At 43.9% G+C, this 21,902-nt stretch carries 19 protein-coding genes; 1 reads left to right on the forward strand and 18 read right to left on the reverse strand.

Going from position 1 to position 21,902, the window contains the following annotated elements; genetic code table 11:
• Position 1: 1 nt before the first annotated feature.
• From NST34_RS24795 to NST34_RS24840, 10 genes are all read right to left on the reverse strand, one after another.
• Complete coding sequence (locus tag NST34_RS24795; protein WP_042190982.1) at positions 2–766, reverse strand: RsmE family RNA methyltransferase; 765 nt, start codon at positions 764–766, stop codon at positions 2–4.
• Positions 767–1,044: 278 nt separating this feature from the next.
• Positions 1,045–1,728, reverse strand: coding sequence for a site-2 protease family protein (locus NST34_RS24800; RefSeq protein ID WP_042190984.1), 684 nt, complete (start codon positions 1,726–1,728; stop codon positions 1,045–1,047).
• Positions 1,729–1,730: 2 nt separating this feature from the next.
• Positions 1,731–2,786: a 50S ribosomal protein L11 methyltransferase gene (gene prmA / locus NST34_RS24805; RefSeq protein WP_341128940.1), complete on the reverse strand. Its 1,056-nt coding sequence runs from the start codon at positions 2,784–2,786 to the stop codon at positions 1,731–1,733.
• 190 nt (positions 2,787–2,976) lie between these two features.
• Positions 2,977–3,555 (reverse strand): DNA-3-methyladenine glycosylase I, encoded by a 579-nt coding sequence (locus NST34_RS24810; RefSeq protein ID WP_042190988.1) that lies wholly within the window; start codon positions 3,553–3,555, stop codon positions 2,977–2,979.
• Positions 3,556–3,691: 136 nt separating this feature from the next.
• Positions 3,692–5,368, reverse strand: a complete 1,677-nt coding sequence (locus tag NST34_RS24815) for a DUF4179 domain-containing protein (protein ID WP_341128941.1) — start codon at positions 5,366–5,368, stop codon at positions 3,692–3,694.
• On the reverse strand, positions 5,328–5,888 hold the full coding sequence (locus tag NST34_RS24820; RefSeq protein WP_076299677.1) for an RNA polymerase sigma factor: 561 nt from the start codon (positions 5,886–5,888) through the stop codon (positions 5,328–5,330). Before NST34_RS24820 ends, NST34_RS24815 begins: the two co-directional genes overlap by 41 nt.
• A 197-nt stretch (positions 5,889–6,085) precedes the next feature.
• On the reverse strand, positions 6,086–6,997 hold the full coding sequence (locus NST34_RS24825) for a methyl-accepting chemotaxis protein (RefSeq protein WP_341128942.1): 912 nt from the start codon (positions 6,995–6,997) through the stop codon (positions 6,086–6,088).
• A gap of 520 nt (positions 6,998–7,517) precedes the next feature.
• Positions 7,518–7,892 (reverse strand): hypothetical protein, encoded by a 375-nt coding sequence (locus tag NST34_RS24830; RefSeq protein ID WP_341128943.1) that lies wholly within the window; start codon positions 7,890–7,892, stop codon positions 7,518–7,520.
• Positions 7,893–7,985: 93 nt separating this feature from the next.
• Positions 7,986–8,165 carry a YfhD family protein gene (locus NST34_RS24835; protein ID WP_042130382.1) on the reverse strand — a complete coding sequence of 60 codons (180 nt, stop codon included), beginning with the start codon at positions 8,163–8,165 and terminating at the stop codon, positions 7,986–7,988.
• A gap of 39 nt (positions 8,166–8,204) precedes the next feature.
• Entirely contained in the window at positions 8,205–8,564 is a 360-nt protein-coding gene (locus NST34_RS24840; RefSeq protein ID WP_042190997.1) for a hypothetical protein, read from the reverse strand.
• Positions 8,565–8,848: 284 nt separating this feature from the next.
• On the opposite strand from NST34_RS24840, the gene NST34_RS24845 reads away from it, so the two are divergent.
• A complete protein-coding gene (locus NST34_RS24845) occupies positions 8,849–13,333 on the forward strand; it encodes a S8 family serine peptidase (RefSeq protein WP_341128944.1) in 4,485 nt (1,494 codons plus the stop codon).
• A gap of 71 nt (positions 13,334–13,404) precedes the next feature.
• Here NST34_RS24845 and NST34_RS24850 read toward each other — a convergent pair whose 3' ends face one another.
• From NST34_RS24850 to hemW, 8 genes are all read right to left on the reverse strand, one after another.
• Complete coding sequence (locus NST34_RS24850) at positions 13,405–14,241, reverse strand: IS3 family transposase (protein ID WP_256716456.1); 837 nt, start codon at positions 14,239–14,241, stop codon at positions 13,405–13,407.
• On the reverse strand, positions 14,157–14,555 hold the full coding sequence (locus NST34_RS24855) for a helix-turn-helix domain-containing protein (protein ID WP_076301175.1): 399 nt from the start codon (positions 14,553–14,555) through the stop codon (positions 14,157–14,159). The genes NST34_RS24850 and NST34_RS24855 overlap by 85 nt, the downstream gene beginning before the upstream one ends.
• A gap of 362 nt (positions 14,556–14,917) precedes the next feature.
• On the reverse strand, positions 14,918–16,039 hold the full coding sequence (dnaJ, locus tag NST34_RS24860) for a molecular chaperone DnaJ (protein WP_042130386.1): 1,122 nt from the start codon (positions 16,037–16,039) through the stop codon (positions 14,918–14,920).
• Positions 16,040–16,296: 257 nt separating this feature from the next.
• Complete coding sequence (gene dnaK, locus NST34_RS24865) at positions 16,297–18,144, reverse strand: molecular chaperone DnaK (RefSeq protein WP_042190999.1); 1,848 nt, start codon at positions 18,142–18,144, stop codon at positions 16,297–16,299.
• Positions 18,145–18,258: 114 nt separating this feature from the next.
• Positions 18,259–18,840, reverse strand: coding sequence for a nucleotide exchange factor GrpE (gene grpE / locus NST34_RS24870; protein WP_076284809.1), 582 nt, complete (start codon positions 18,838–18,840; stop codon positions 18,259–18,261).
• 62 nt (positions 18,841–18,902) lie between these two features.
• Positions 18,903–19,934 (reverse strand): heat-inducible transcriptional repressor HrcA, encoded by a 1,032-nt coding sequence (gene hrcA, locus NST34_RS24875; RefSeq protein WP_042191003.1) that lies wholly within the window; start codon positions 19,932–19,934, stop codon positions 18,903–18,905.
• A 104-nt stretch (positions 19,935–20,038) separates the two neighbouring features.
• Positions 20,039–20,530, reverse strand: coding sequence for an N-acetyltransferase (locus tag NST34_RS24880; protein WP_042194380.1), 492 nt, complete (start codon positions 20,528–20,530; stop codon positions 20,039–20,041).
• A 93-nt stretch (positions 20,531–20,623) separates the two neighbouring features.
• Positions 20,624–21,796, reverse strand: coding sequence for a radical SAM family heme chaperone HemW (gene hemW, locus NST34_RS24885; protein WP_042191005.1), 1,173 nt, complete (start codon positions 21,794–21,796; stop codon positions 20,624–20,626).
• Positions 21,797–21,902 lie beyond the last annotated feature (106 nt).

The raw sequence follows: 21,902 nt of genomic DNA on the forward strand, positions 1-21,902 counted from the left end.
CTTAAGCTCCTCCCATTTCTCCAGATTCATATAATATACAAGCAGCGGCAACCATGCCCGCTGTCTCACAGCGCAGAATTCGCCGTCCTAGTCCTACGGATACTGCACCGGCTTCTTCTGCCTTGAGGCATTCCTCCGGAGTAAAACCTCCTTCAGGACCTACCACAACCATAACTTTCCCGCCAGACTGCGGCGAAAGCGATGCTAACCATGGAGCGACGCTGCTTCGAAGCTGTAAGCCTTCCTCTTTTTCATAACAGAAATAAACAGCATCATATTCACTAAAAGTCTGCAAAAGCTGTTTCCAGGACAACGGTGACCCTACAGACGGAACGATGTTCCGATGAGCCTGTTCGGCAGCTTCCTTACAAATTTTACGCCATCGATCCAGTCGTTTGCTTTCTTTACGCTCGTCGTATTGCACTATTGTGCGTTCTGACAGAAAAGGAACAAAGCCTACAGCACCAATCTCTGTACACTTCTGAATGACAGTTTCCATCTTATCGGCTTTAGGCAAGCTCTGAGCGACTGTAATTTTAATTCGAGGTTCATGCGTCATCTCCAGGGACTCCAAAATGTTCACAGTGACTTCCCCAATTTCAATCTGCGCAATCTCTACTAATGCCTCACGGGAAACACCATCGCTAACAATAAGCTTGTCCCCTGCCTTACCACGCATCACTTTAGCGATATGACGGGCGTCTTCCCCATCAATTCTCACGGTATCCGCACCAAACTGCTCCGGTGTAACGAAATATCGCTGCATCTCATCATCATCCTGTTCATAAATTCAGTAACAAGTATAAACGCCTTCGGCGTCCTTATAAGGACGGTAAGCGTTTAATCGAAAAATATAAGTCATAAAGTATAGAGTGATACTTATACTTTCTTATATTTGAAGAAACGGCTTAGTCGCCCTTATAAGGACGTCACCCGTTTCTTCAAGAAATATAAGGTTCGGTCAGACGAAAATTAACGATCAAATTTTGATCAAATTACATAATACAATGTTTGACAAAGGTTGAACAGACTTCATCCCTTGCCTTAGCTGCCAAAAATTCTTAGAGACAGCTGTACGAATGTTCTCGACATTTCACTAGCCCAGCCTGCGAGCGGATCTATCGTATACGTCCGTAGCCCAGGAATAAACAGAATCAATAAAAAGAGAAATACAGCCCATTGTTCAAATTGCTGTAATTTGCCGCGGATCGAACGTGGGGCGATATCTTCCACAATCCGATAGCCATCCAGTGGCGGCAGCGGAATAAGATTGAACAGAAACAGAAAGAAGTTCCATTGAATGAAGGTGCCAAAGAATAAGTATACAGCCTCGAGCATGCGATCATTCGAGATATTATCTAGAACTCCAGTTGCCGCAAGTGCACCGTATATTATAGCACCAATAATTCCTAAGAGCAGGTTACTGATTGGTCCCGCAGCCGACACGATGACTCCCATGAGACGAGGACGACTAAAGTTATCGCGGTTTACCGGAACCGGACGTGCCCAACCGAAGCCAGCAACTAGCAGCAGCAAAATACCAAAGAAATCGAAATGAACAGCAGGATTAAGCGTCATGCGACCAAGTAATCTTGCTGTTGGGTCACCGAACTTATTCGCGAAATAAGCATGACTGAATTCATGTACTGTAAAAGCAATTAAAATTGTAATGAGCAGGAAAGGAAGCTGATCTAAATCTACTCGAATTATATTTTGTAATATATCCATCTTTACCTCTTTCCGGCTGTAAACGCCACCCAATCTTCCTCACGGGATATTTCAATAATCTCAAAACCAGACGCTCTCAGCGCGTTCGCTACAAGTCCTTCTTTATCTTTATATATACCTGAGGTAATGTAGAGGCCTCCAGGCTGAAGCGCGCGGTACACATCATCCGTAAACAATACGATGATTTCCGCCAAAATATTCGCAACTACAATTTGTACAGGCAATGTCACGCCAAGGCTGCCTTCTTGCTCTTGCTTAGCAGGAACGGCTCCTTCTAGTGAGTGACCAGGTCTAGCGGATGGCCACATCTCTCCAGCCGCTGTATCAGCTACGCCTTCCCCGCCCAGCAGCGATAGAAGATCGCTCTCTTTTACCGTTATGGATGATTCAAGCTTGTTAAGAGCTACATTCTCCCGTGCACTTTCCACAGCCACCGGATCTAAATCTAAGGCCAATACGGATTTTGCACCTAGCAGCATCGCACCTACAGCCAGAATTCCTGAACCGGTGCCGACATCGATAACTTCTTCACCGCCGCTAATATTCTTTTCAAGTGCACGGAGGCACAAAGCTGTTGTAGGGTGAGTCCCAGTACCAAATGCCATGCCAGGGTCGATCTCAATGATGGCTTCATCTGGACTCTCAGGCGTATATTCCTCCCAGGTTGGTTTAATGGTAAGACGTTTGGATACGCGTAGCGGTTTGAAATATTGCTTCCAAGCATGCGCCCATTCGTCTTCATCCACAGTCTTCCAAGAAATCAACGCTTTGCCTGGATCAATCCCGTACTCATGCAATTCGGCTACCCGTGGAGTCAATTCTTCTATAACAGCATCCATATCTGTGGAATCGGCATAATACCCTTTTATGACCGCTTCCCCTTCAGGAATATCATTCAAAGGTTGGTCGTACAATTCACCGTAACGTGTATCCCGTTCTTTATTCAGTGTGCCGGATTCCTCGATAGAAACCCCACCCGCACCAGCTTCATATAAAAAATTCGAAATCATTTCCTGTGCTTCTTCTGTTGTATGTATCGTCACTTCATGCCATAACATCTTTATGTAATCCTCCTAAAAGTTTTGTGAGCATTTGCTTCATTGGTTTACTTCGTGCAAAACTCGCTTCGAAAGCATAGGCTTAGTTTTGTGAGCATTTGCTTCATTGATTTACTTCGTGCAAAACTCGCTTCGAAAGCATTCGCTTCATAGTATAACATTTCTTATTGGTGTAACGCCAAACTACAGCTCAACGACCTGCGACGTCCTCTTTACGCCTACAAAAGCAGTTGAGCGAATGATCATCCACCATCCCCGATGCCTGCATAAAAGCATAGCATATTGTAGTACCCACAAACTTCATGCCTTTCTTCTTTAATGCCTTACTCATCTCATCAGACTGAGCCGTCGAAGCAGGTACATCTGCACGAGTCTTCCAATGATTAATAGTTGGCACACCTCCGACAAAGCTCCAGAGATACTCTGCAAAGCTGCCATATTCCTCGCAAATTTGCAAATACACACCCGCATTACGAATGATAGCATCAATTTTCAATCGATTTCTAATAATCCCTGGATCACTCATTAGCTCTGCCATTTTGGCTTCATCATAATGGACAATCTTATTCGGATCAAATCCGTCAAATACCTCTCTGAAACGCGCCCGTTTTTTTAGTACCGTGTACCAGCTCAGCCCTGCCTGCATCCCTTCCAGCATAAGCAATTCAAACAGCTTTTGGTCACCATATAGAGGCTTTCCCCACTCTTCATCATGATAGGCAATATATAGAGGATCATCATTGACCCAAGCACAGCGAGTGACTTCCATCATTTCCTCCCCCTTTAATTATTCATAGCTAAACCTTTACAACGTCTACTCACTGTATACGAAAAAAAGGGAAGAACACAAGGTTCATCCCCTAAAAAAGTTATTCTATTTCCTTTAATTATGCTTCTTCTAACTCTTATAACCGGATCTGCACTCTCGTTTCTTTATCCGGATCATCAGTTGTATAGTAGAACATATAGATAGTAGCTTCTGTACCTTTAAAATTCTTATACACATCAATGGCCTTGTTGTTTCCATCCCCCGCGAAATTGACGGTTAGCGGTTTACCTAGGATGCGCTCTTTACCCAACCCGATATGTGTCTGGTTAATTCCACCGAAGCGAGCATCTTCACTTCCAGTTTCTACATAAAGATCGGATCCCTGCATATAGTAGGTCCACTTCACCGGATACCCGTTGAGTTGCTGGATAATCGTCTGTTTCTTTTGAGAGATGTTCGTTAAAAGAAGCGGTATTTTGTCATCATTATTATTGGTAATTTTATAGCTGCCATGCTGAGTCACCTTATATTTAGCTACAAAGGTAATCGGAGTCTCTTTCGTAATTTCAAGGTCGACTGGCCGTTCGAAACGAAGCACTGTCAGCTCCGGCTCACCCTCTGGAGATCTCCATAAATTCCCTTCAAGCGTCTTGCCTGCTACTTCAAGAGCATACTTTTTATAAGGGAAGCCATTGTCTAGATCCTTACTTCTAACTGTGACTCGAATTTGAGTAGGCGACACAACCATATTCTCCAGCGTGTAATCAGTCTCACCTGCCTCGAGCGGCAGATTTAGACTGGTTTTTATCGTCCCGCTCTCCATCTGCTTTTTGCTTAATTGAAGATCGAATGAAAGTGGTCCATTAACATCTTTTTCTTTCTTCATATATTGCAGCTTATAAGTCGTTTGACCACCGGAAACATCCTCCGCCTTAAAATATTGCTGGGACGTATATTCCCCGTTTTCTCCCGGTGTACCGAAAGTACCTCCAGTCAGCGAATTTATGAGCGTTCCGTTTTTGTATGCAACAATATTTGGAAAGGCCCATTCTTTTGCTTCCGGTTGATCAAAAATGATCGCTGAAGAGAATAACATTTTCTCTTGACCTTGGGTAAATGGCTTCACCTCTATGCTGCGCATCCCTTCCTGTCCAATAGGGAAGCTCTGTGTCTCCGTCGAGTGAATATCCAGCGGCAAATCTAACGATTGTTCACTAAAAGCCTGAATATCATTTGTAACTAGCTGAACATTCACGGTGTCCTTCTCTGGTGTCCATTCACTTTCGAAATAACCGTTATAAATTTGGTTCTTTTCGTCCCAGTTCAGATAATTGTACTCTCCAGAACTATTTCCCCCCTCAGTACCTTTCAGGGTCATCTCAGTCACACGCCAAGTTTCACTGTCCTGTCGTTGTCCAACATCCAATGTGAATAAGATGACCGTTCGATTCTCATCCACGATGGCGGTATGTAGCTTTAGCGTCACTCCGTCCTTTGTCACCGATTGATCCAGCTGTTGACCGAGGTTTTGTGCCAGTGCCGCCTGAATACCACCTTTTTCACGGAGCATTGTATCCCAATTATAATGAACTGCCGCATATACTGGCGCCGCCGCTAGAAGTACTGAAAACGATGAAACAAGTGCTATTTTGCTCCAGTTTCTCCCCTGTTTCTGGCTACCACTGCTCATCCGAGCGTGAAAAGATGTTGTATTTTTATGTTCAATTCTCTCCCACATGCTTTCAAAATCAGGATATGTTACACTTTGACCCTCATTTAACTGATGCTCCAGCATATTCTCCAACTTTTTCATAAGATTCGCCCTCTTTCCGTTCAATTTGAACCCCAGCCTCCAGCAAAATTCTCCGCAATACCTTTAGCCCTTTATGCAGCCTTGATTTGGTCGTCCCGAGCGGGATGGATAGCAGGTCCGATACTTCAGCCAAGCTGAAATCATGCATGTACCTAAGCGTAATCACCATCCGAAGTTTGACTGGGAGCTGGCTCAAATATTTCGCCCATTCCATTGTCGTCTCCCGCTGCTCAATCAATCGTTCTACAGGGATTTCAGGAGACTTCTTAAATAAATAAAGATTGTCTGAGATTTTTTGTTGTAAAGTACGCTTCCGTTTCAAATGATTCAGGCAATGGTTGACCGTTATTTTCATAATCCAAGCCTTCAAATGCTCTACGTTCTCACGATTCGTGTGAAATACAGTAATGAACACATCCTGCGTCAAGTCCTCCGCATCCGCCGCGTCATGCACCATATAGTAGCAGGTCCGATATACATCCTTGTTGTAGGCTTCGAATAATTCCCGATTAGTCTCCAAATCTTTCGCCCTCCTTTCTTATCCGTGATATCTATATGACAACCAATCTCTGGAAAAGGTTCGTTTTTCTGAGCATAAACTATAGATGCTAGTAATAACAGATGAAAGATAGCAATTATACTCGCAACACAAAAAGCCACTCCCCATAAATCTGAGAACTGGCTTTCCTTTATATTCACGCTAACAGCATACAGAAATTAAATGATATTCATAACCTCTCGTGCTTGTGTATCTAAATCCTGGGCTGAGGAAGAAATATTATTGAAATCATCTAAGGCTATTTGAATCTGCTGTTGACTAGCTTCTATATTTTCTTGCACCTGGTTTGTTCCTTTGGAGATCTTATTGATTTCCAGCGTAATGGCATCCACACTATCTTTCACTTGAATGATCGAATCCTGCACCATGGAAGATAGCTTCCTAACTTCTTTTGCAACCACGTCAAAACCACGCCCAAACTCCCCGGCATGTGCCGCTTCAATTGCTGCGTTAAGCGCTAACAGTTGCGTTTGCGAAGCAATATTACGAATAGTTTGTACAATTCCCTGAATCGATACCGCTTGTGTCTCCAGATTAGCTAGAGTCTGTGTATTTTCAATGGATACTTCGGCTATTTTATCGATACTCAGCAATAGTTCTTGACTACGTTCAATGCCTTTCTCGGCTCTATGATTTAAGCTGTGCGACATCTCTTGCATCCGCTGTACCACAACACTCATGTTATTTTGTCGATCCGTGATATTAGTCGCTATCTTAGATACGCCTATGACCTGTTCATTATTTTCATCAAAGACAGGCATATATGTAGCTTCCAGCCATACCGCATTTCCTTTTGCATCCATTCGTTCGATCTTATCCTGAACACTTTTTCCTGAAAAAAGATCCTGCCAGAACAGCTCATAGCCCGGGCTATTTACAAAGTGAGGAAAGCAAAACTCTTTATGATGCATACCATACATCTCTTCTTTGTTATACCCCATCGAACTAGCAAAAACGTCATTCACATAAGCCACTCGTCGCTCAAGATCAAACCTTATAATCGCTAAATTTTTTTCTAAAGATCGGACAACAAGCTCATCGGTAACTCCCTGAGAGTGTACCATTCCCATATAATAATTCCTCCTGGATATCTATAAGTTACTCGTCGCGTCATCATGAAGTATATCTGAACAATTATACGCTCTTATTGCGCAGAGAGAAATACATGATTCTTATTAAATTTATTAAAATTCGTTGTTAAAAAAGGCCGATGGCGAGCGAGTATTGCTCATTTCTAATAGATTGATCCCTGAAATACTTTTAAGTGATGATAATTAGGGAAAACCTCCCTAAAAATACACGAATATCGAAGATTTATCTCTTTTTTAGGGAAATGCTCCCTATAATCTTATAAAATCAAGCCTTTTTCTAGTTTTAAGAGTTATTTGTGGGAGATTCTCCCTAAAAGCTCACATTTTTAGGCGTCTGGAGAAAAATACAGGGAGTTTTTCCGTAATTATTTTTAACCACAAAAACCCCAGCCGTAATTCCAGCCAGGGTTCGAAGCAAGTTCCTATTAATATTAATTTGTCTCTTGAAAATGCACATACCAAACGGTCCAGCAAACATAGCCCTTATATGTACATTTCCTTATTTCTTGGATCCGTAATCTCCCATCTTAATTCCCCATACTGAATCCTTCTGATGGGCAGCAGCCTCCTTTAAACTTGGAAGTCTTGCATCCAGAGGACTATGTCTTTCCAAATACATCACAAACGCCTGGCGAAGCCCAATCTCAGCATCCAGTTTATTAAGTTCGTTCGGGTGTTTCTCCATCTCCGCTAATTCTAATTCCCAACGGTATAAATCGCTTGCCTCAGATCGTTCCAGCCGAACTTTTTCAGTCAGCTCCCGCAGCTCACGGTAGGCCTGTTTTACTTTTGAAGAGTACAGTTGCTTCTGATTCATAAAAGTTAAGAATGCGATAAGTAGTGCTAAACCTATCCATAAAATAACGTTGTCCATATTCTCCCCCCTGCTTGGGCTATTCTCCTAATTATACACACCAGAACGCAAAAATACCCCACAATGTGAGGTATCTGCCTTAGCTTTTAGCATCTATTCTTTTTTCATAATTTCATGCAGCTGACGTTTGTCTGCTTCTAACGCCCGGGCCTGGGCTTCGATATCCTCCAGATCTGCCTCCGCTGCTGAAAACTCTACGTCCTCTGCCTTCGCCTCGTACAGCATTTTCATCTTCTCGGTCTTTGAGAATATTTGCGAGTTCTCTCTATCCATAGTATCGATCGTCTCCCTTCTTATTAAGAAAATTATTATTCAAATCATCCCGCCTGCTTCTTCAATTAAGCGTAATGCTTGATCATGGGACTCCGAATTCAAGATCACCGTAAGTAAAATATCTCTACCCGTCGGTCCTCCATCTCCGCCATGACTCATCCCACTGGCGCTGGTATCAGCAGCAGCTAGTATACCTGTGTGTGCACGCTCAGCAGTCATGGAGTCCATTCTGGCAACATTGCCTGTCACTGGGTTTACCCCTGAGCTAAAGCTCGTGCCTCCATATCTACTGAAGCGATCAACGGAAATTTCAATGGCCCGAAGTGCCCGGAGCTTACGAGCAACACCCTCCGCTTCCTCAGGACTTTTAAAATAAGCCAAAATAGATCTTTCCGACATCTTATCCCCGCTCTCGCTTGAAATTCAGATATCTGTTGCATTCCTTTATATTGTCTTCATTTCACTTCTTTTATGCCCTTTTTTTCTCATACTCTACTTATTTACTGGGAATTCGACATTTTCCTCGACGCTTCCCTGCAATATAGTGCTAAAGTTGTATATTCGATTTGAAGTTATAGCTGTAGAATAAATTTAATTTTCATAATTTTTTACATTTTACGCTGAGGAGGAGAACTACAGATACACACTGCAATATAAAAATTCATTTGGGAGGATGAACTTATTTGAAACGTACCTTTAAACACTCTATTCAAAAATTTGGTATTGGGGCGGCGAGCTTCGGACTGGCTGTTTCTGTCCTTTTTCCATCCGCTGCATTTGCGAACTCATCCCTTGAAACATCAACTAACCTAGCTAATAATGTACAGTCTCAAAGTGTGACCCCTCATAACTACGCGGGTGTGCTCAAAGGTTCAGCACCAGTATCCGTGATCGTGGAATTAACTAATAAACCAGTCAGTGTGTATGAAAATGAGGCTAAAACTTCTTCTTTACGATCCTCAGTCTCCTTACAACGCAGTAAAATTATCTCGGAGCATAAAAGCTTTATTTCCTCAGCGCAGAAAATCGATGCCGACATCGGTTTTGAATACAGTGAGATTTTTAACGGATATTCCATTACTCTGCCAGCCAATCAAGTAAACAAGCTGCTAGAGCTTCCGGGCGTTGCGGCTGTTTATCCAAATGATGAAGTACATGCGTTAGCAGACAGTGTTGAGGTAGCAACTTTGCCTGTTACACGTTCCTATTCAGACAGTGGCAATCTTATAGGCGCGGATAAACTACATGCATTAGGTTACACGGGAGAAGGAGTAAAGGTAGCCGTTGTCGATACCGGCATCGATAAAAATCACCCTTTATTAAAGGATAATTATAAGGGCGGTTACGATGCCTATGATCAGGATAATGATCCGTCAGAAACACCTCCTGATGCCAACTTCCCTCCAAAAAATGGTAGCCCATATGAAACCTCGCATGGCACTCATGTAGCCGGTACAATATTGGATGTTGCACCTGAGGTGGATTTGTACGCGTATCGCGTACTTGGCCCTTACGGTTCCGGTCCAACAGCGGTTGTAATCGCGGGTATTGAGAAAGCGGTCGCTGATGGAGCCGATATAATTAACCTCTCCCTGGGCTCTGATGTCAACCAAAGCTATTCCGCAAGTTCAATCGCGATAGATAACGCCATAAAGTCGGGCGTGAATGTTGTTGTTGCTGCCGGTAACGCTGGACCGGATGTAGGAACATTGGGCGAACCTGCTGGATCTCAACTCGCACTTAGTGTAGGTGCTTCTACTACCCCAGTGAATACCCCATTCTTTAATATTGGCGATGTAAAAAAAATTCCAGGGATATTAGCAACTTACTCCCCAAATTTAGTTGATAATACTGCTGGCAGTAAGATCGTTTATGCTGGTCTTGGAGGTACTTCCGATTACACAAATTTGGACGTCAAAGATAAGGTAGTCCTCGTCGATCGTGGTGTGCTGAGCTTCGGAGATAAATCTCTAAATGCCAAAGCAGCTGGAGCCAAGCTTGTCCTAATTGCCAATAATGCTGCTGGTGAAATCAGTCCCACCCTTGGTGCGCCTGGGAATTACATTCCTACCTACGGAATTTCTCAAGCAGATGGGAAAAAGATAAAAGCTCAATTGGATGCTGCTAAAGATATTATCAGTTACTATATAGGGCTTGAAGTCAATCAGTTAGCAAACTTCAGCTCTATGGGTCCGGGGATGCCTGATTATCTAATCAAACCTGACGTTGTTGCACCAGGGGTCAATATCAACTCCACAATTCCTAGCTGGAATGATGATTACGAACATGCTTATGGCTTAAAAAGCGGCACCAGTATGGCAACCCCACATGTTGTAGGGGCTGTAGCTTTGCTACTGAGTGAAAACTCTGATCTTAAGCCAAATGATATTAAAGCGTTGCTGATGAACAATGCGGATCCTATCTTTAACCGTGATGGGAATCCTTACTCACTGTATCAACAAGGTGCAGGTTTAATTAATCTGGAGAAATCGGTAAACGCTAAATCCATCGCTAAAGTCGGAGAGAGCTTAATTAGCGGCCTTCCTGGGACTGTAGAAATCCCTTATTACACAGGTTCCTTATCCTTTGGCTTGCTCTCAAAGGGAGCTAGTGTAACGAAATCAGTCTATGTGGAAGATTTTAATAAGAATGGATCAACCTATACTCTATCCACCAAATGGCTTACAGAAGTGCCTGGTGACATTAGTATTAATATTGCACCAAACAGCATTACCTCAGGTGTAGATCAATATGCACAATTTACACTAAAGGTATCTGAAACCGCAAAAGAGGGTGCATATGAAGGGATCCTGTTCCTAACCTCTGATACTGAAACTCTTCGTCTTCCCTTTAATGCACTTGTCGGTGATAAATTCAACTTAGAGCCTGTTAATCAGCTTTCTTTTGAAAGTCCACAGATCTCTCCTAATGGGGATGGACGCTCAGACGACACCACCTTTACCTTCTCTGTCAATGAAGAACTGGATGGCATAAGTTTCGTAGCCTCTCCAATAGATGCTCCTGCGACAGTTTTAGGTGAAGTTTATTCTATCGATGAAAAGGTCTATCGTGGCGTTTACGAGATTACAAATTGGGATGGAACGTTAACAGACCTGGAGACCTCCGCCAAGTCCACTTTAGCAGATGGTCATTACTACATCACTCCTGTGCTTCCTAATGGGCAACTGCTCGAGAATCAAAAGACAGAGTTCACAATTGATACCGAGAAGCCATTAGTTTCCGGCATCACACTTGAGGAGTATGAACGTGAAGCGCCAACCGATCCTGGTGCGGCTCAAATCAGCGGTTTTATTGATGATGACCTAATGGCCTATTATATTTCTAATACACAACCTATTGGAAATTGGTTTACCGTGTACGCCGAAGGTAAACATTATGATGGGAATACTTATAAATTCGGTGGAGTAATTGCAAGTAATGGTGCTTTTTCCATTGACGTTCCTGTTAACGAGGGGCTTAATGAGTACAAAATCTATGTGGTTGATAAAGTAGGTAACGGCGCGGACGACGATGATTATACTCAGCGACTGCTTTATAGCACAGGAGATGGTATTTTCAATGTAACTCCGTCTCTATCTGCAGCCACCATTGATGTGGGACAACCGGTAACCGTTGATCTTGGGTATTCCGTGACAGATGAGGTTTATGGCGTCTATGGAGCTTCATTCGCTGTCATTTACGACGATTCCCTTGAAACACCGGTAATCCAGCCAAGCGTACAACTGGCTACGTATCAAGAGGAGAATTTCTCTGGTGTTCCACTTACAGAATTCTCACAAACCTATGATCTAGAAGACGGCCGCAAACTGACACAGTATAGCGTCAATCTGTCAGGTGGTGCTTATCACGGCTCTGGCTCACTAGGCAAAATAACCTTCAAACCTACAGTAGAAGGAGCCTATTCCCTCGAGCTGTATGATGTGCAGATCTGGAATGATGCTACAACATCAACAATCCCATCTGGTGTGAGAACGGTAAGCGTAACTGTTAATACACCTGAAACACCGAAGCCAACACCAACTCCATCACCTGATTCGTATGTACCTACAGCAACCAGTGCTCCTGCTTCTGGAATCGCATTGAAATCTGGGAAGCTAGTAGAGACTGCAGCAGATCCAGCAGGTGGCAAGCCTTCAGCGGTGTTCAACATCTTAGACACTGCATTAGCCAATTCGATCCAGAATGCAAAAGATAAAACTTCTGTTCTTGATCTTAGCGATGTAAGCTTCAATAAATATAGCCAAGTTGTTATTTCTCTTACACCGGCCCAAGCCGAGCAGTTAAAGAAATCGGAGAATGCACTCCGCCTAAACGGTAGTGGGTTCAATGTACTTATTCCAGCGGCGACTCTTCCGGATTTCATCAACAGCAACGGCTTGACCCTAACGATTAGCCTGACAGATGCAGGCAACACAGCAATTTTAGCAGGTAGCTCAGCAGCAATAAATATCGGTTCTTCCATTCTCACTATCAAAAATGGTTGGACAACCGGAAAGCCGATCATCCTTCAGCTTAATCTAAAAGCCAGCAGTCTTCATGATGCACGAAAGACTGCCGCTTATGTAGAATCAAAGGATCATAAATGGTCCTATCTACTACCTGGTTCTATCTCTAAAGAAGGGATTCTACAGTTTAACGTTACTGGTGACGGTTCTTACAGTGCAGCATCCCGAAAAATAAGCTTTAAAGATATTGGCACACACTGGGCTCAAACCGATATCGAAATCCTTGCTTCACATGCTATCATTGCCGGCAAAGGAGCCGATGGCAGCTTTAAACCTGCTGACACTTTAAATCAGGCAGAGCTTCTAACGCTCTTCGACCGTCTACTTGGAAAAGGTGACACTTGGAGTACTCGCATCAAAGAAAGTGGATCTCGTGATGTGCTGACTCGCGAGGAAGCAGCTCTTATCATCGCTAAGGCTCTTGGTGCTGATCTTACAGTAGCCAAGACACCTTTAAGCTTTAAGGATGCCGATAACATCGCTGCGGAGGCACGCAACGCTGTAGCCTATGCTGTAACCAAGGGTTATCTCAAAGGTGTTACTGCGGACAGCTTCAATCCACAAGGTACATTGACTCGTGCACAAGCAGCAACAATTCTGAGCCGTGTGCTTGAGGACCTACGTTCTTCGAACAACATCTAGCTTCACTTTAAAAGAAAGCCCCAGCAGCCAATGTGGTCAAGCCCCCATTTTATAGACACTGAAAAAAGACCCTAGGCAATAAGCTGTTTCCGGTACTCTACCGGAGGCAGCTTATTTAGCTTTCGTTGTGGCCGATGTTGGTTATAAAATCGAATGTAATCTTCAATTTTCCTTTGTGCCTCATCGATATTTCGGATATCATAAGGATAGAGTCCTTCCGTTTTGAGATGCGAGAAGAAGCTCTCCATAGAGGCGTTGTCATAACAATTGCCTCGGCGAGACATGCTGATTCGGGCGCCAACCTTTGGCAGCATGTCGTGGTATGCATGAGACGTGTACTGGAACCCCTGATCGCTGTGAACGATCAGTCCGGTCACGTCTTTTTGTTGACTCCACGCCTGCTGAAAGGTCCGGAGAACCAGTTCATTGTCGTTCCTAGCGCTCATTTGATAAGCAATAATTTCGTTATTGAACAAATCTTTAATAGCTGAAAGATAGAGCCACTTTTCGCCTATGCGATATTGCGTAATGTCTGTCACCCATTTTTGGTTGGGAGCATCCGCTTTGAAATCCCGTTTCAATATATTTTTCGCCACACGATCTCCTTCGGAAGTAGCATAATTAAAACGATGTTTTCGGCGGATCCTCGAACGAATGCCTAAATCCTGCATAATTCTGAGTACCTTCTTATGATTCATCCAAACCCCATGGTCTTGTAGCAAGAATAATTGAATTTGGCGATAACCGTAGACTCCGTTATACCGTTCATATACCTTTTGAATGAGCGCCTTTGCTTCCTGATCCCGATCTGTTCCTTTGCGCTTCAAGAAAGCGTAGTATCCACTTCTGGAGACCCTAAAGAGTTTACACAGGTCGCTAACGGCATACTCTTTTGCAGCGCTCTCAATGGCTCTATATTTGTGCGTTTCACCTCCTGCATCCAGATTTCCAAACACTTTTTTAGCATTTCATTTTCCCGTCTGAGCTTTTGAACATACCTATCTTGATCGATATATTCTTTACGACGCCCCCGTTGATCTAGTAACCCAAATTCCCCTAGCTCTCGGTATTTCTTCATCCATTTCTTTACCCGCCCTTGGTCTTGAATCTCAAAATGCTCCGTAATTTTCCGGTAAGTCCATCTTTCCTCCACATGTAAACGAATGGCCTCTTTTTTAATCTCATCCGAGTAAGTTTTGAACTTCTGTCCTTTAATCGCCATAAAAATACACCCCCTAGAATTTCATCGGACAAACCAGGGGTTTTATCCAATGTCTATTCTAAGGGGTGCACTTCAAATGACTGCTGGGGCTTTTTCGTCTATAAGTCACATTTGCGTTTCCGAGGCAGTCATCGGACTCAGATGACCTTAAACGCTGGATTATGCGATATTTGGTATGCTAACGGACCCCATAGTCGCTATTGGCATGAAAAGCACCGCATGAGATTGGCTAGCTTGTCCCTACTAACAGTCGACATGAGCAAACTGGCTTAATCAAAAAAGCAGAGCAGCGATCCCCAAATAACGGGAGGATAGCTGCTCTGCTGTATTATTTATTTGCTCAATTAATGAAGTTAGAAATATCAGTCCCCGCGGAACGCACGCTTCACACGATCAAAGAAAGATTGCTCATGCTCATGTGTGTTTTCTCCATTTAGAGAGGCGAACTGTCGCAACAAATCTTTTTGCTCATCATTCAGCTTGCTAGGTGTCACAACAATGACTCTAACATGCTGGTCACCTTGGCCAGATCCACGTAGACGTGGAACACCTTTACCTTTAAGGCGGAAGAAAGTACCGGTCTGCGTTCCCGCAGGAATCTTCAGCTTCACTTTTTCCGTTAAGGTAGGAATCTCAATCTCATCGCCAAGTGCAGCCTGTGCAAATGTAAGTGGAACCTCGCACATAATATCATCGTTCTCACGTACGAAGAAATCATGCGATTTGACACGGATGACAATATACAAGTCTCCAGCAGGACCACCGCGTAAGCCGCCCTCGCCTTCGCCAGTCATGCGCAGCTGCGCACCGTCATCGACACCGGCAGGGATGCGTACATGAATCTTACGCTGCTTCTTAACTTTACCCTGTCCGCTACAAGTCGTACATTTTTCCTTAATAATCTTACCTGTACCACTGCAATGCGAACATGGACGACGATTACGCATCTGTCCAAGTGGTGTATTCTGTACGAATTCCTGTTGCCCACTACCATGACAAGTGGAACAAGTCTCTGGTTTAGTACCCGGTTTAGCCCCGGAGCCGTAGCAGGTATCGCAAGTTTCCGTACGTGGAATAGTGATATCAGTTTCTTTACCGAATACCGCTTCCTTGAATTCAATGGTCATCGTATACTGCAAATCCCCACCACGCTGTGGTGCGTTAGGATCACGACGTCCGCCGCCGCCAAAGAACATATCAAAGATATCGCCTAATCCTCCGAAGTCGCCACCGCCGCCTCCGAAGCCGCCCATACCTTGGTTAGGATCAATATGGCCATATTGGTCATATCTAGCTCGCTGTTGTCCGTCGCTAAGAACATCGTAAGCTTCTTTTACTTCTTTAAACTTAGCTTCAGCGTCATCTGCTTTATTCACGTCTGGGTGATATTGGCGCGCCAATTTCCGGTACGCTTTCTTCACCTCGTCGTCTGAAGCATCTCTACTGAGGCCAAGCACTTCATAATAATCGCGTTTATCTGCCACTGCTTTCACCTCCGTACATTACATACTCAAATTCCTAATTACCTGCCAAAGAAACCATTATACGATAAAACCCCAGGATCTGACCATCCAGTTCCAGCAGATGTTTATTCTTACAATATCAGAAGGCGCATTCGCGAAGAGTGTGCAAACTGATATTACAAAAGGAAAGTCAAAACACGGGATGACCCGGTTTTGACCTTCCCTTCTTAACTATATAAGAATTTATCAGTTACGCCCTATACACTTATCGTTTAAGGTTACCCTTGATTCTTATCTTCGTCAACAACCTCATAATCAGCGTCAACTACATTGTCTTTCTTAGGAGCGCCTTCAGCAGCTCCAGCACCACCTTCAGCACCTTGCTCTGCTTGAGCAGCTTGTTCGTACAGCTTCATGGACAACTGTTGTACAATCTCAGTCAATGCTTCTGTAGCTGCATTGATTTCTTCAAGATTGTCAGTTTCAAGTGCTGCTTTCACTTTATCTTTAGCTTCGTTTGCTTTTTCAACTTCGGAAGCATCAGCTTTATCACCAAGATCTTTGATCACTTTCTCAGTGGAATACACGAGTTGGTCAGCGCTGTTCTTCGCTTCTACCAATTCTTTACGCTTACGGTCTTCCTCAGCATGAAGCTCGGCATCCTTCATCATTTGTTCTACTTCTGCGTCGCTCAGACCGCTGGAAGAAGTGATAGTGATCTTTTGGCTCTTGTTAGTGCCTTTATCAGTTGCAGAAACATTCACGATACCGTTGGCATCAATATCGAAAGAAACTTCGATTTGTGGTACGCCACGTGGTGCTGGTGGAATCTCGTTCAGCATGAAGCGTCCCAATGTTTTGTTGCCATTCGCCATTTGGCGCTCACCTTGTAGCACGTGAATCTCAACGCTAGGTTGATTGTCAGCAAAGGTCGAGAATACTTGGGATTTACTTGTAGGAATTGTAGTGTTACGCTCGATCATCTTCGTGAACACGCCACCTGCAGTTTCGATACCGAGGGAAAGCGGAGTTACGTCGAGCAATACAACGTCCTTAACATCACCAGTCAATACACCCGCTTGAACAGCAGCACCAAGAGCTACAACTTCATCCGGATTCACACCTTTGTGTGGATCTTTACCTGTAAGCTTCTTAATTGCATCTTGTACAGCAGGAATACGTGTAGAACCACCAACCAGAACGATTCTGGTAAGGTCTGCAGGCGTCATACCAGCATCAGACAATGCTTGACGAGTTGGTCCCAAAGTACGTTCTACTAGACCAGCAGTAAGCTCATCAAACTTCGCACGAGTCAAGTTGATCTCCAAATGCTGAGGTACTCCGTCAACTACAGTGATGAACGGAAGAGAAATAGTAGTTGTCAGTACGCCCGACAATTCTTTCTTCGCTTTTTCAGCTGCATCTTTCAAACGTTGTACAGCAGATTTATCTTTGCTCAGATCAATGCCTTGCTCTTTCTTAAATTCGGATACCAGATGATCCATAACCACTTGGTCAAAGTCATCGCCACCAAGTTTGTTGTCGCCGCTTGTAGCTTTTACTTCAAAGAATCCATCGCCCAGTTCAAGGATAGATACATCGAACGTACCGCCACCAAGGTCATAGACAAGGATAGTTTGATCTTCGGATTTCTCCAGACCATATGCCAAAGCTGCAGCTGTTGGCTCATTCACAATACGCAAAACTTCCAAGCCTGCAATTTTACCTGCATCTTTAGTAGCTTGACGTTGGCTGTCATTGAAATAAGCAGGAACTGTGATAACTGCTTGAGTAACAGTTTGGCCAAGATATGCTTCTGCATCGGATTTCAGCTTTTGAAGAATCATTGCTGAAATTTCTTGTGGGGAATAGTCTTTACCATCGATGCTTTCTTTATGGTTAGTACCCATGTGACGTTTAACAGAGCTGATCGTACGATCAGGGTTAGTAATTGCTTGGCGTTTAGCTGTTTCACCGACGATACGCTCGCCGTCTTTCTTAAAACCTACCACCGAAGGGGTTGTACGTGCGCCCTCTGGGTTTGGAATTACAACGGCTTCGCCGCCTTCCATTACGGCAACGCAAGAGTTCGTGGTTCCTAAGTCAATACCGATAACTTTACTCACAATAATTTGCCTCCTCTAAAGGTATATGGAGCATTCGCTCATTAAAATAATAAAATATTTAAAAAATTCGATTGGTACATGGTGGACAGATACTGCCCGTCCTATATATACAGATTACATGCTGACTTTGACCATAGCAGGACGAAGGACTTTATCTTTCAGGAGGTATCCCTTTTGGACCTCTTCCGTTACGATACCCTCTTCGTACTCCTCGCTCTCCACCTGCATAATAGCCTGATGGTATTCAGGATTAAAAGGCTGTCCTACTGTTTCCATAGCCGTAAGTCCCTCGGACTTCAATACCCCATCTAGCTGACGGAAAATCATATTAACACCCTTCACGAAAGCTTCGGATTCTGGGCTGCTAGGAGTAGTCACTAAAGCACGCTCAAAATTGTCCAGTACTGAAAGCAATTCAGTCACGAGCTTGGAGGTGGCATATTGAGCCAACTCTTCTTTCTCCTTCTGAGTACGACGACGGAAGTTATCGAAATCAGCCTGCGCACGCAGCGCACGTCCTTGATATTCATCAGCGAGATCCTGCAGACGTTTTACCTCCGAACCTGTGTCTGAAGCACCTTCACTAATTTCTTCTGCCGTAAATGAGTCGGTTTCCGAAGCTACATCAGCCTCAGGTTCCTCATTTATCAATTCATCTTTGAATTCATTAGCATCTTGAACTTGTTCCTTTTTCAAGTTGTCTTCACCTCCTTAAAATCATTCATTAAAATCATTCACGTAATCAATGTTGACTCTGTTCACTTATACCAGTGTGCCAGCATCGCTGTCAAATCTCGGGATAAAATGCCCAAGATCCCCATCACTCTTGCATATTCCATTCGTGTCGGACCAAGGATACCAATGCTCCCCAGTGCCTGCCCATCAAGAGAATAAGTGGCGGTGATCAGACTGCAGTTAGCGAACGCTTCATGATTGTTCTCCGTCCCTATTCGGACCTGGATACCTGTGCCGCCTGTTGTAGGGGCCAGCATTTTGAGCAATGTAGGCGTCTCTTCCAGCAGATCAAGAATGCTTTTCACCTTGTCAACATCCTTGAACTCAGGCTGTGTAAGCATATTCGTCGCTCCACTAAGATAGATACGCTGCTCTTGATCACTTTCCAGCGCAATGTCTAGCACTTGCATTAATTCTTCATAATGTGAGATGTGACGCTGCATTTCCTCGCCAAGCTCGGAATACAGCCGAGTCTTCAGCTTATAGAGTGGTACATTGACCAGCTTACTATTCAGTAGGTTAACCACTTTCTCCATCTCGGAAACGGATATCTCCGGTGGAATGTTCACCGTACGGTTCTCAACTTGACCCGTACTTGTAACAATAATCGCTACAGCGGTTTTATCATCTAGTGGTAACAACTGAAAATGACGCAATGATGTATGAAAAACCTCCGGTCCCAGAAGGATGGAAGTATAATTCGTCATATTGGAAAGAATCATCGCCGCATGTTGGATTACCTGCTCCATCGCATTCAGCTTCTCGGCAAAAAAAGCGCGGATCGTGCCCATCTCTGCCGTTTCGGCGGAATTCCACGGTACCAAATGATCCACATAATATCGGTATCCTTTATGGGAAGGTATTCTCCCCGCCGATGTATGAGGCTGCTCGAGATAACCCAAATCCTCTAGGTCAGCCATTTCATTTCGAATAGTTGCAGGGCTGTACCCTACATCACCCCGTTTAGAAATGCTGCGAGATCCTACTGGTTCTGCCGATGAAATATAATCATCTACAATTGCATTTAGTATCATTCTCTGGCGATCAGTTAACATGTTATCCCCTCCTATCGGCTGTTGGCTCCGATTCGTTAGCACTCGACTCAGATGAGTGCTAACCACTAATACAAAAATACCAAACTGACATTGACATTGTCAAGTCAGTTCAGCATCTTAAGTACTGCTATTTCATCGCAGGCATGCTGCTTTTTACAATTCACGCAATCTGTCCATACCTTTTCGGGAAAAATCTCTTTCTCAACGACTTCGAATCCGTTTCTAAGAAAGAAATCTACGGCGTAGGTTAATGCCATGACCTTAGGGATTTTCTGGTTTCTGGCTTCCTCAACCAACTTCTCTAAAATCATTGAGCCTACACCTTTGCCCTTACCTTCGTCATTCAGACCGATCGAGCGAATCTCTACAAGATCATTCCCGAGTCTGAAGAGTGACCCACAGCCAACGAATCTGCCGCCAATTTCTGCAACAACGAATTGATCGATCTGGCGTGTCAGCGCCTGCCTGGAACGGGGCAACATGATCCCGCGCTGTGCGTATTCTTCTATCATCAGATACAACGGTTCAACATCTTCTATCACAGCATTTCTGCAAATCACCTGTGCGTCTCCTGCTGGAGACGAATGGCGGATCATTTCCGTCTTGGCAAGCACTTTAATTCACCCCTCTGTTGATAATATGAATAAATATACAACAGAGTGAATTACAATTCAAGGGGTATTTTAAAATTAAACTTCTGTCAGTGCGCCTACAAATTCCGCGAAAACATCGTTCCCGAAAAGGATCCCTTGTTTGCTGAGTCGGTAAGTCCCCTCTTCGTGCTCAAGTAGACCCGCATGCAGCATCTTATGCAAGGATTTCGCAAATACATCCTCTATCGAACGCCCAAATTGCGCTTGAAAAGCCTCATTAGAGACGCCTTCATGCATACGTAAGCCAACCATCATAAAGTCCTCCATCGCTTCTGCTTCAGTGATTGGGTATGCGTCTAATCGAGGCAACCCTTTACGTGTAGCTTCAACATAAGGATTTACACCCTTAACATTAATATGACGCTGGCGCCCCACATATCCATGTGCACCTGCCCCGAGACCATAATAATCTTCATTACGCCAGTAAGTGATATTGTGACGACTCTCCATACCTGGTTTTGCGAAGTTACTGATTTCGTATTGGTTATAGCCCGCTTCCTTCATAGATGACATCAACAAGAGGTACATTTGCAGTTCATCTTCTTCATTAGGAAGAGGAAGTTTGTTCTTATTAAATAGGGTGTGAAAAAGAGTGTTCTCCTCCACCTTCAAGCTGTAAATAGAATAGTGGGGTAAATCAAGCTCCAAGGCCTTACGAATACTTTCGCCCAGCATCTCTACAGTTTGGTTCGGCAAACCAAACATAAGGTCAACCGACAGGTTGTTAAGACCAACTGCACGAGCATTCTCCAAGCTGCGGTATACATCGTCAACATTATGAATCCGGCCAATACCCGTAAGGAGTTCGTTCTGAAACGCCTGAACACCAAAGCTCACTCGATTCACGCCGCCTTCTTTCATAACCGCCAACTTATCTATATCCGTAGTTCCCGGATTTGCTTCCATAGAGAACTCGATATCTTTATCCCAGTTTGGGAAGTGTGTCCGAACTGATTTTAGAAAATAAGCCATCTCATCCGGCTTCAGTACTGTTGGGGTACCACCGCCGACAAAGATCGTTTTGATAACTCCCGGTGGAGTATTCTTGACGGTCAGCTCCATTTCTCGATCCAAGGCTTGGAGATAATCCATAACCGGCTGATCCTTGAGAACGTAGGAATTAAAATCACAATAAAAGCACTTATTGGTACAAAAAGGAATATGAATGTATACGGCCTCAGGGGGACGGCCATTAGTATTCGTGGTCATTAGCTGTCTCCTTTATATAAAAATATCGTTTGACTAGTGTAATCTAAAAAACAAGAAAAGGGAAGCCTGACGGCTTCCCTTCGAGGGGCGATCATTTATAAATGAT

The sequence above is a fragment of the Paenibacillus sp. FSL H7-0714 genome (genome assembly GCF_038003765.1).
In the GTDB taxonomy this organism is placed as follows: Bacteria; Bacillota; Bacilli; order Paenibacillales; family Paenibacillaceae; genus Paenibacillus_AQ.

Coding starts and splice junctions, on each gene's coding strand:
- prmA (WP_341128940.1), bottom strand. CDS start 2,786: ATGTTATGGCATGAAGTGACGATACATACAACAGAAGAAGCACAGGAA.
- NST34_RS24795 (WP_042190982.1), bottom strand. CDS start 766: ATGCAGCGATATTTCGTTACACCGGAGCAGTTTGGTGCGGATACCGTG.
- NST34_RS24880 (WP_042194380.1), bottom strand. CDS start 20,530: ATGATCCGCCATTCGTCTCCAGCAGGAGACGCACAGGTGATTTGCAGA.
- hrcA (WP_042191003.1), bottom strand. CDS start 19,934: ATGTTAACTGATCGCCAGAGAATGATACTAAATGCAATTGTAGATGAT.
- NST34_RS24825 (WP_341128942.1), bottom strand. CDS start 6,997: ATGGGAATGGTACACTCTCAGGGAGTTACCGATGAGCTTGTTGTCCGA.
- NST34_RS24815 (WP_341128941.1), bottom strand. CDS start 5,368: ATGAAAAAGTTGGAGAATATGCTGGAGCATCAGTTAAATGAGGGTCAA.
- NST34_RS24835 (WP_042130382.1), bottom strand. CDS start 8,165: ATGGATAGAGAGAACTCGCAAATATTCTCAAAGACCGAGAAGATGAAA.
- NST34_RS24800 (WP_042190984.1), bottom strand. CDS start 1,728: ATGGATATATTACAAAATATAATTCGAGTAGATTTAGATCAGCTTCCT.
- NST34_RS24810 (WP_042190988.1), bottom strand. CDS start 3,555: ATGGAAGTCACTCGCTGTGCTTGGGTCAATGATGATCCTCTATATATT.
- NST34_RS24855 (WP_076301175.1), bottom strand. CDS start 14,555: ATGGCGATTAAAGGACAGAAGTTCAAAACTTACTCGGATGAGATTAAA.
- hemW (WP_042191005.1), bottom strand. CDS start 21,796: ATGACCACGAATACTAATGGCCGTCCCCCTGAGGCCGTATACATTCAT.
- NST34_RS24830 (WP_341128943.1), bottom strand. CDS start 7,892: ATGGACAACGTTATTTTATGGATAGGTTTAGCACTACTTATCGCATTC.
- NST34_RS24840 (WP_042190997.1), bottom strand. CDS start 8,564: ATGTCGGAAAGATCTATTTTGGCTTATTTTAAAAGTCCTGAGGAAGCG.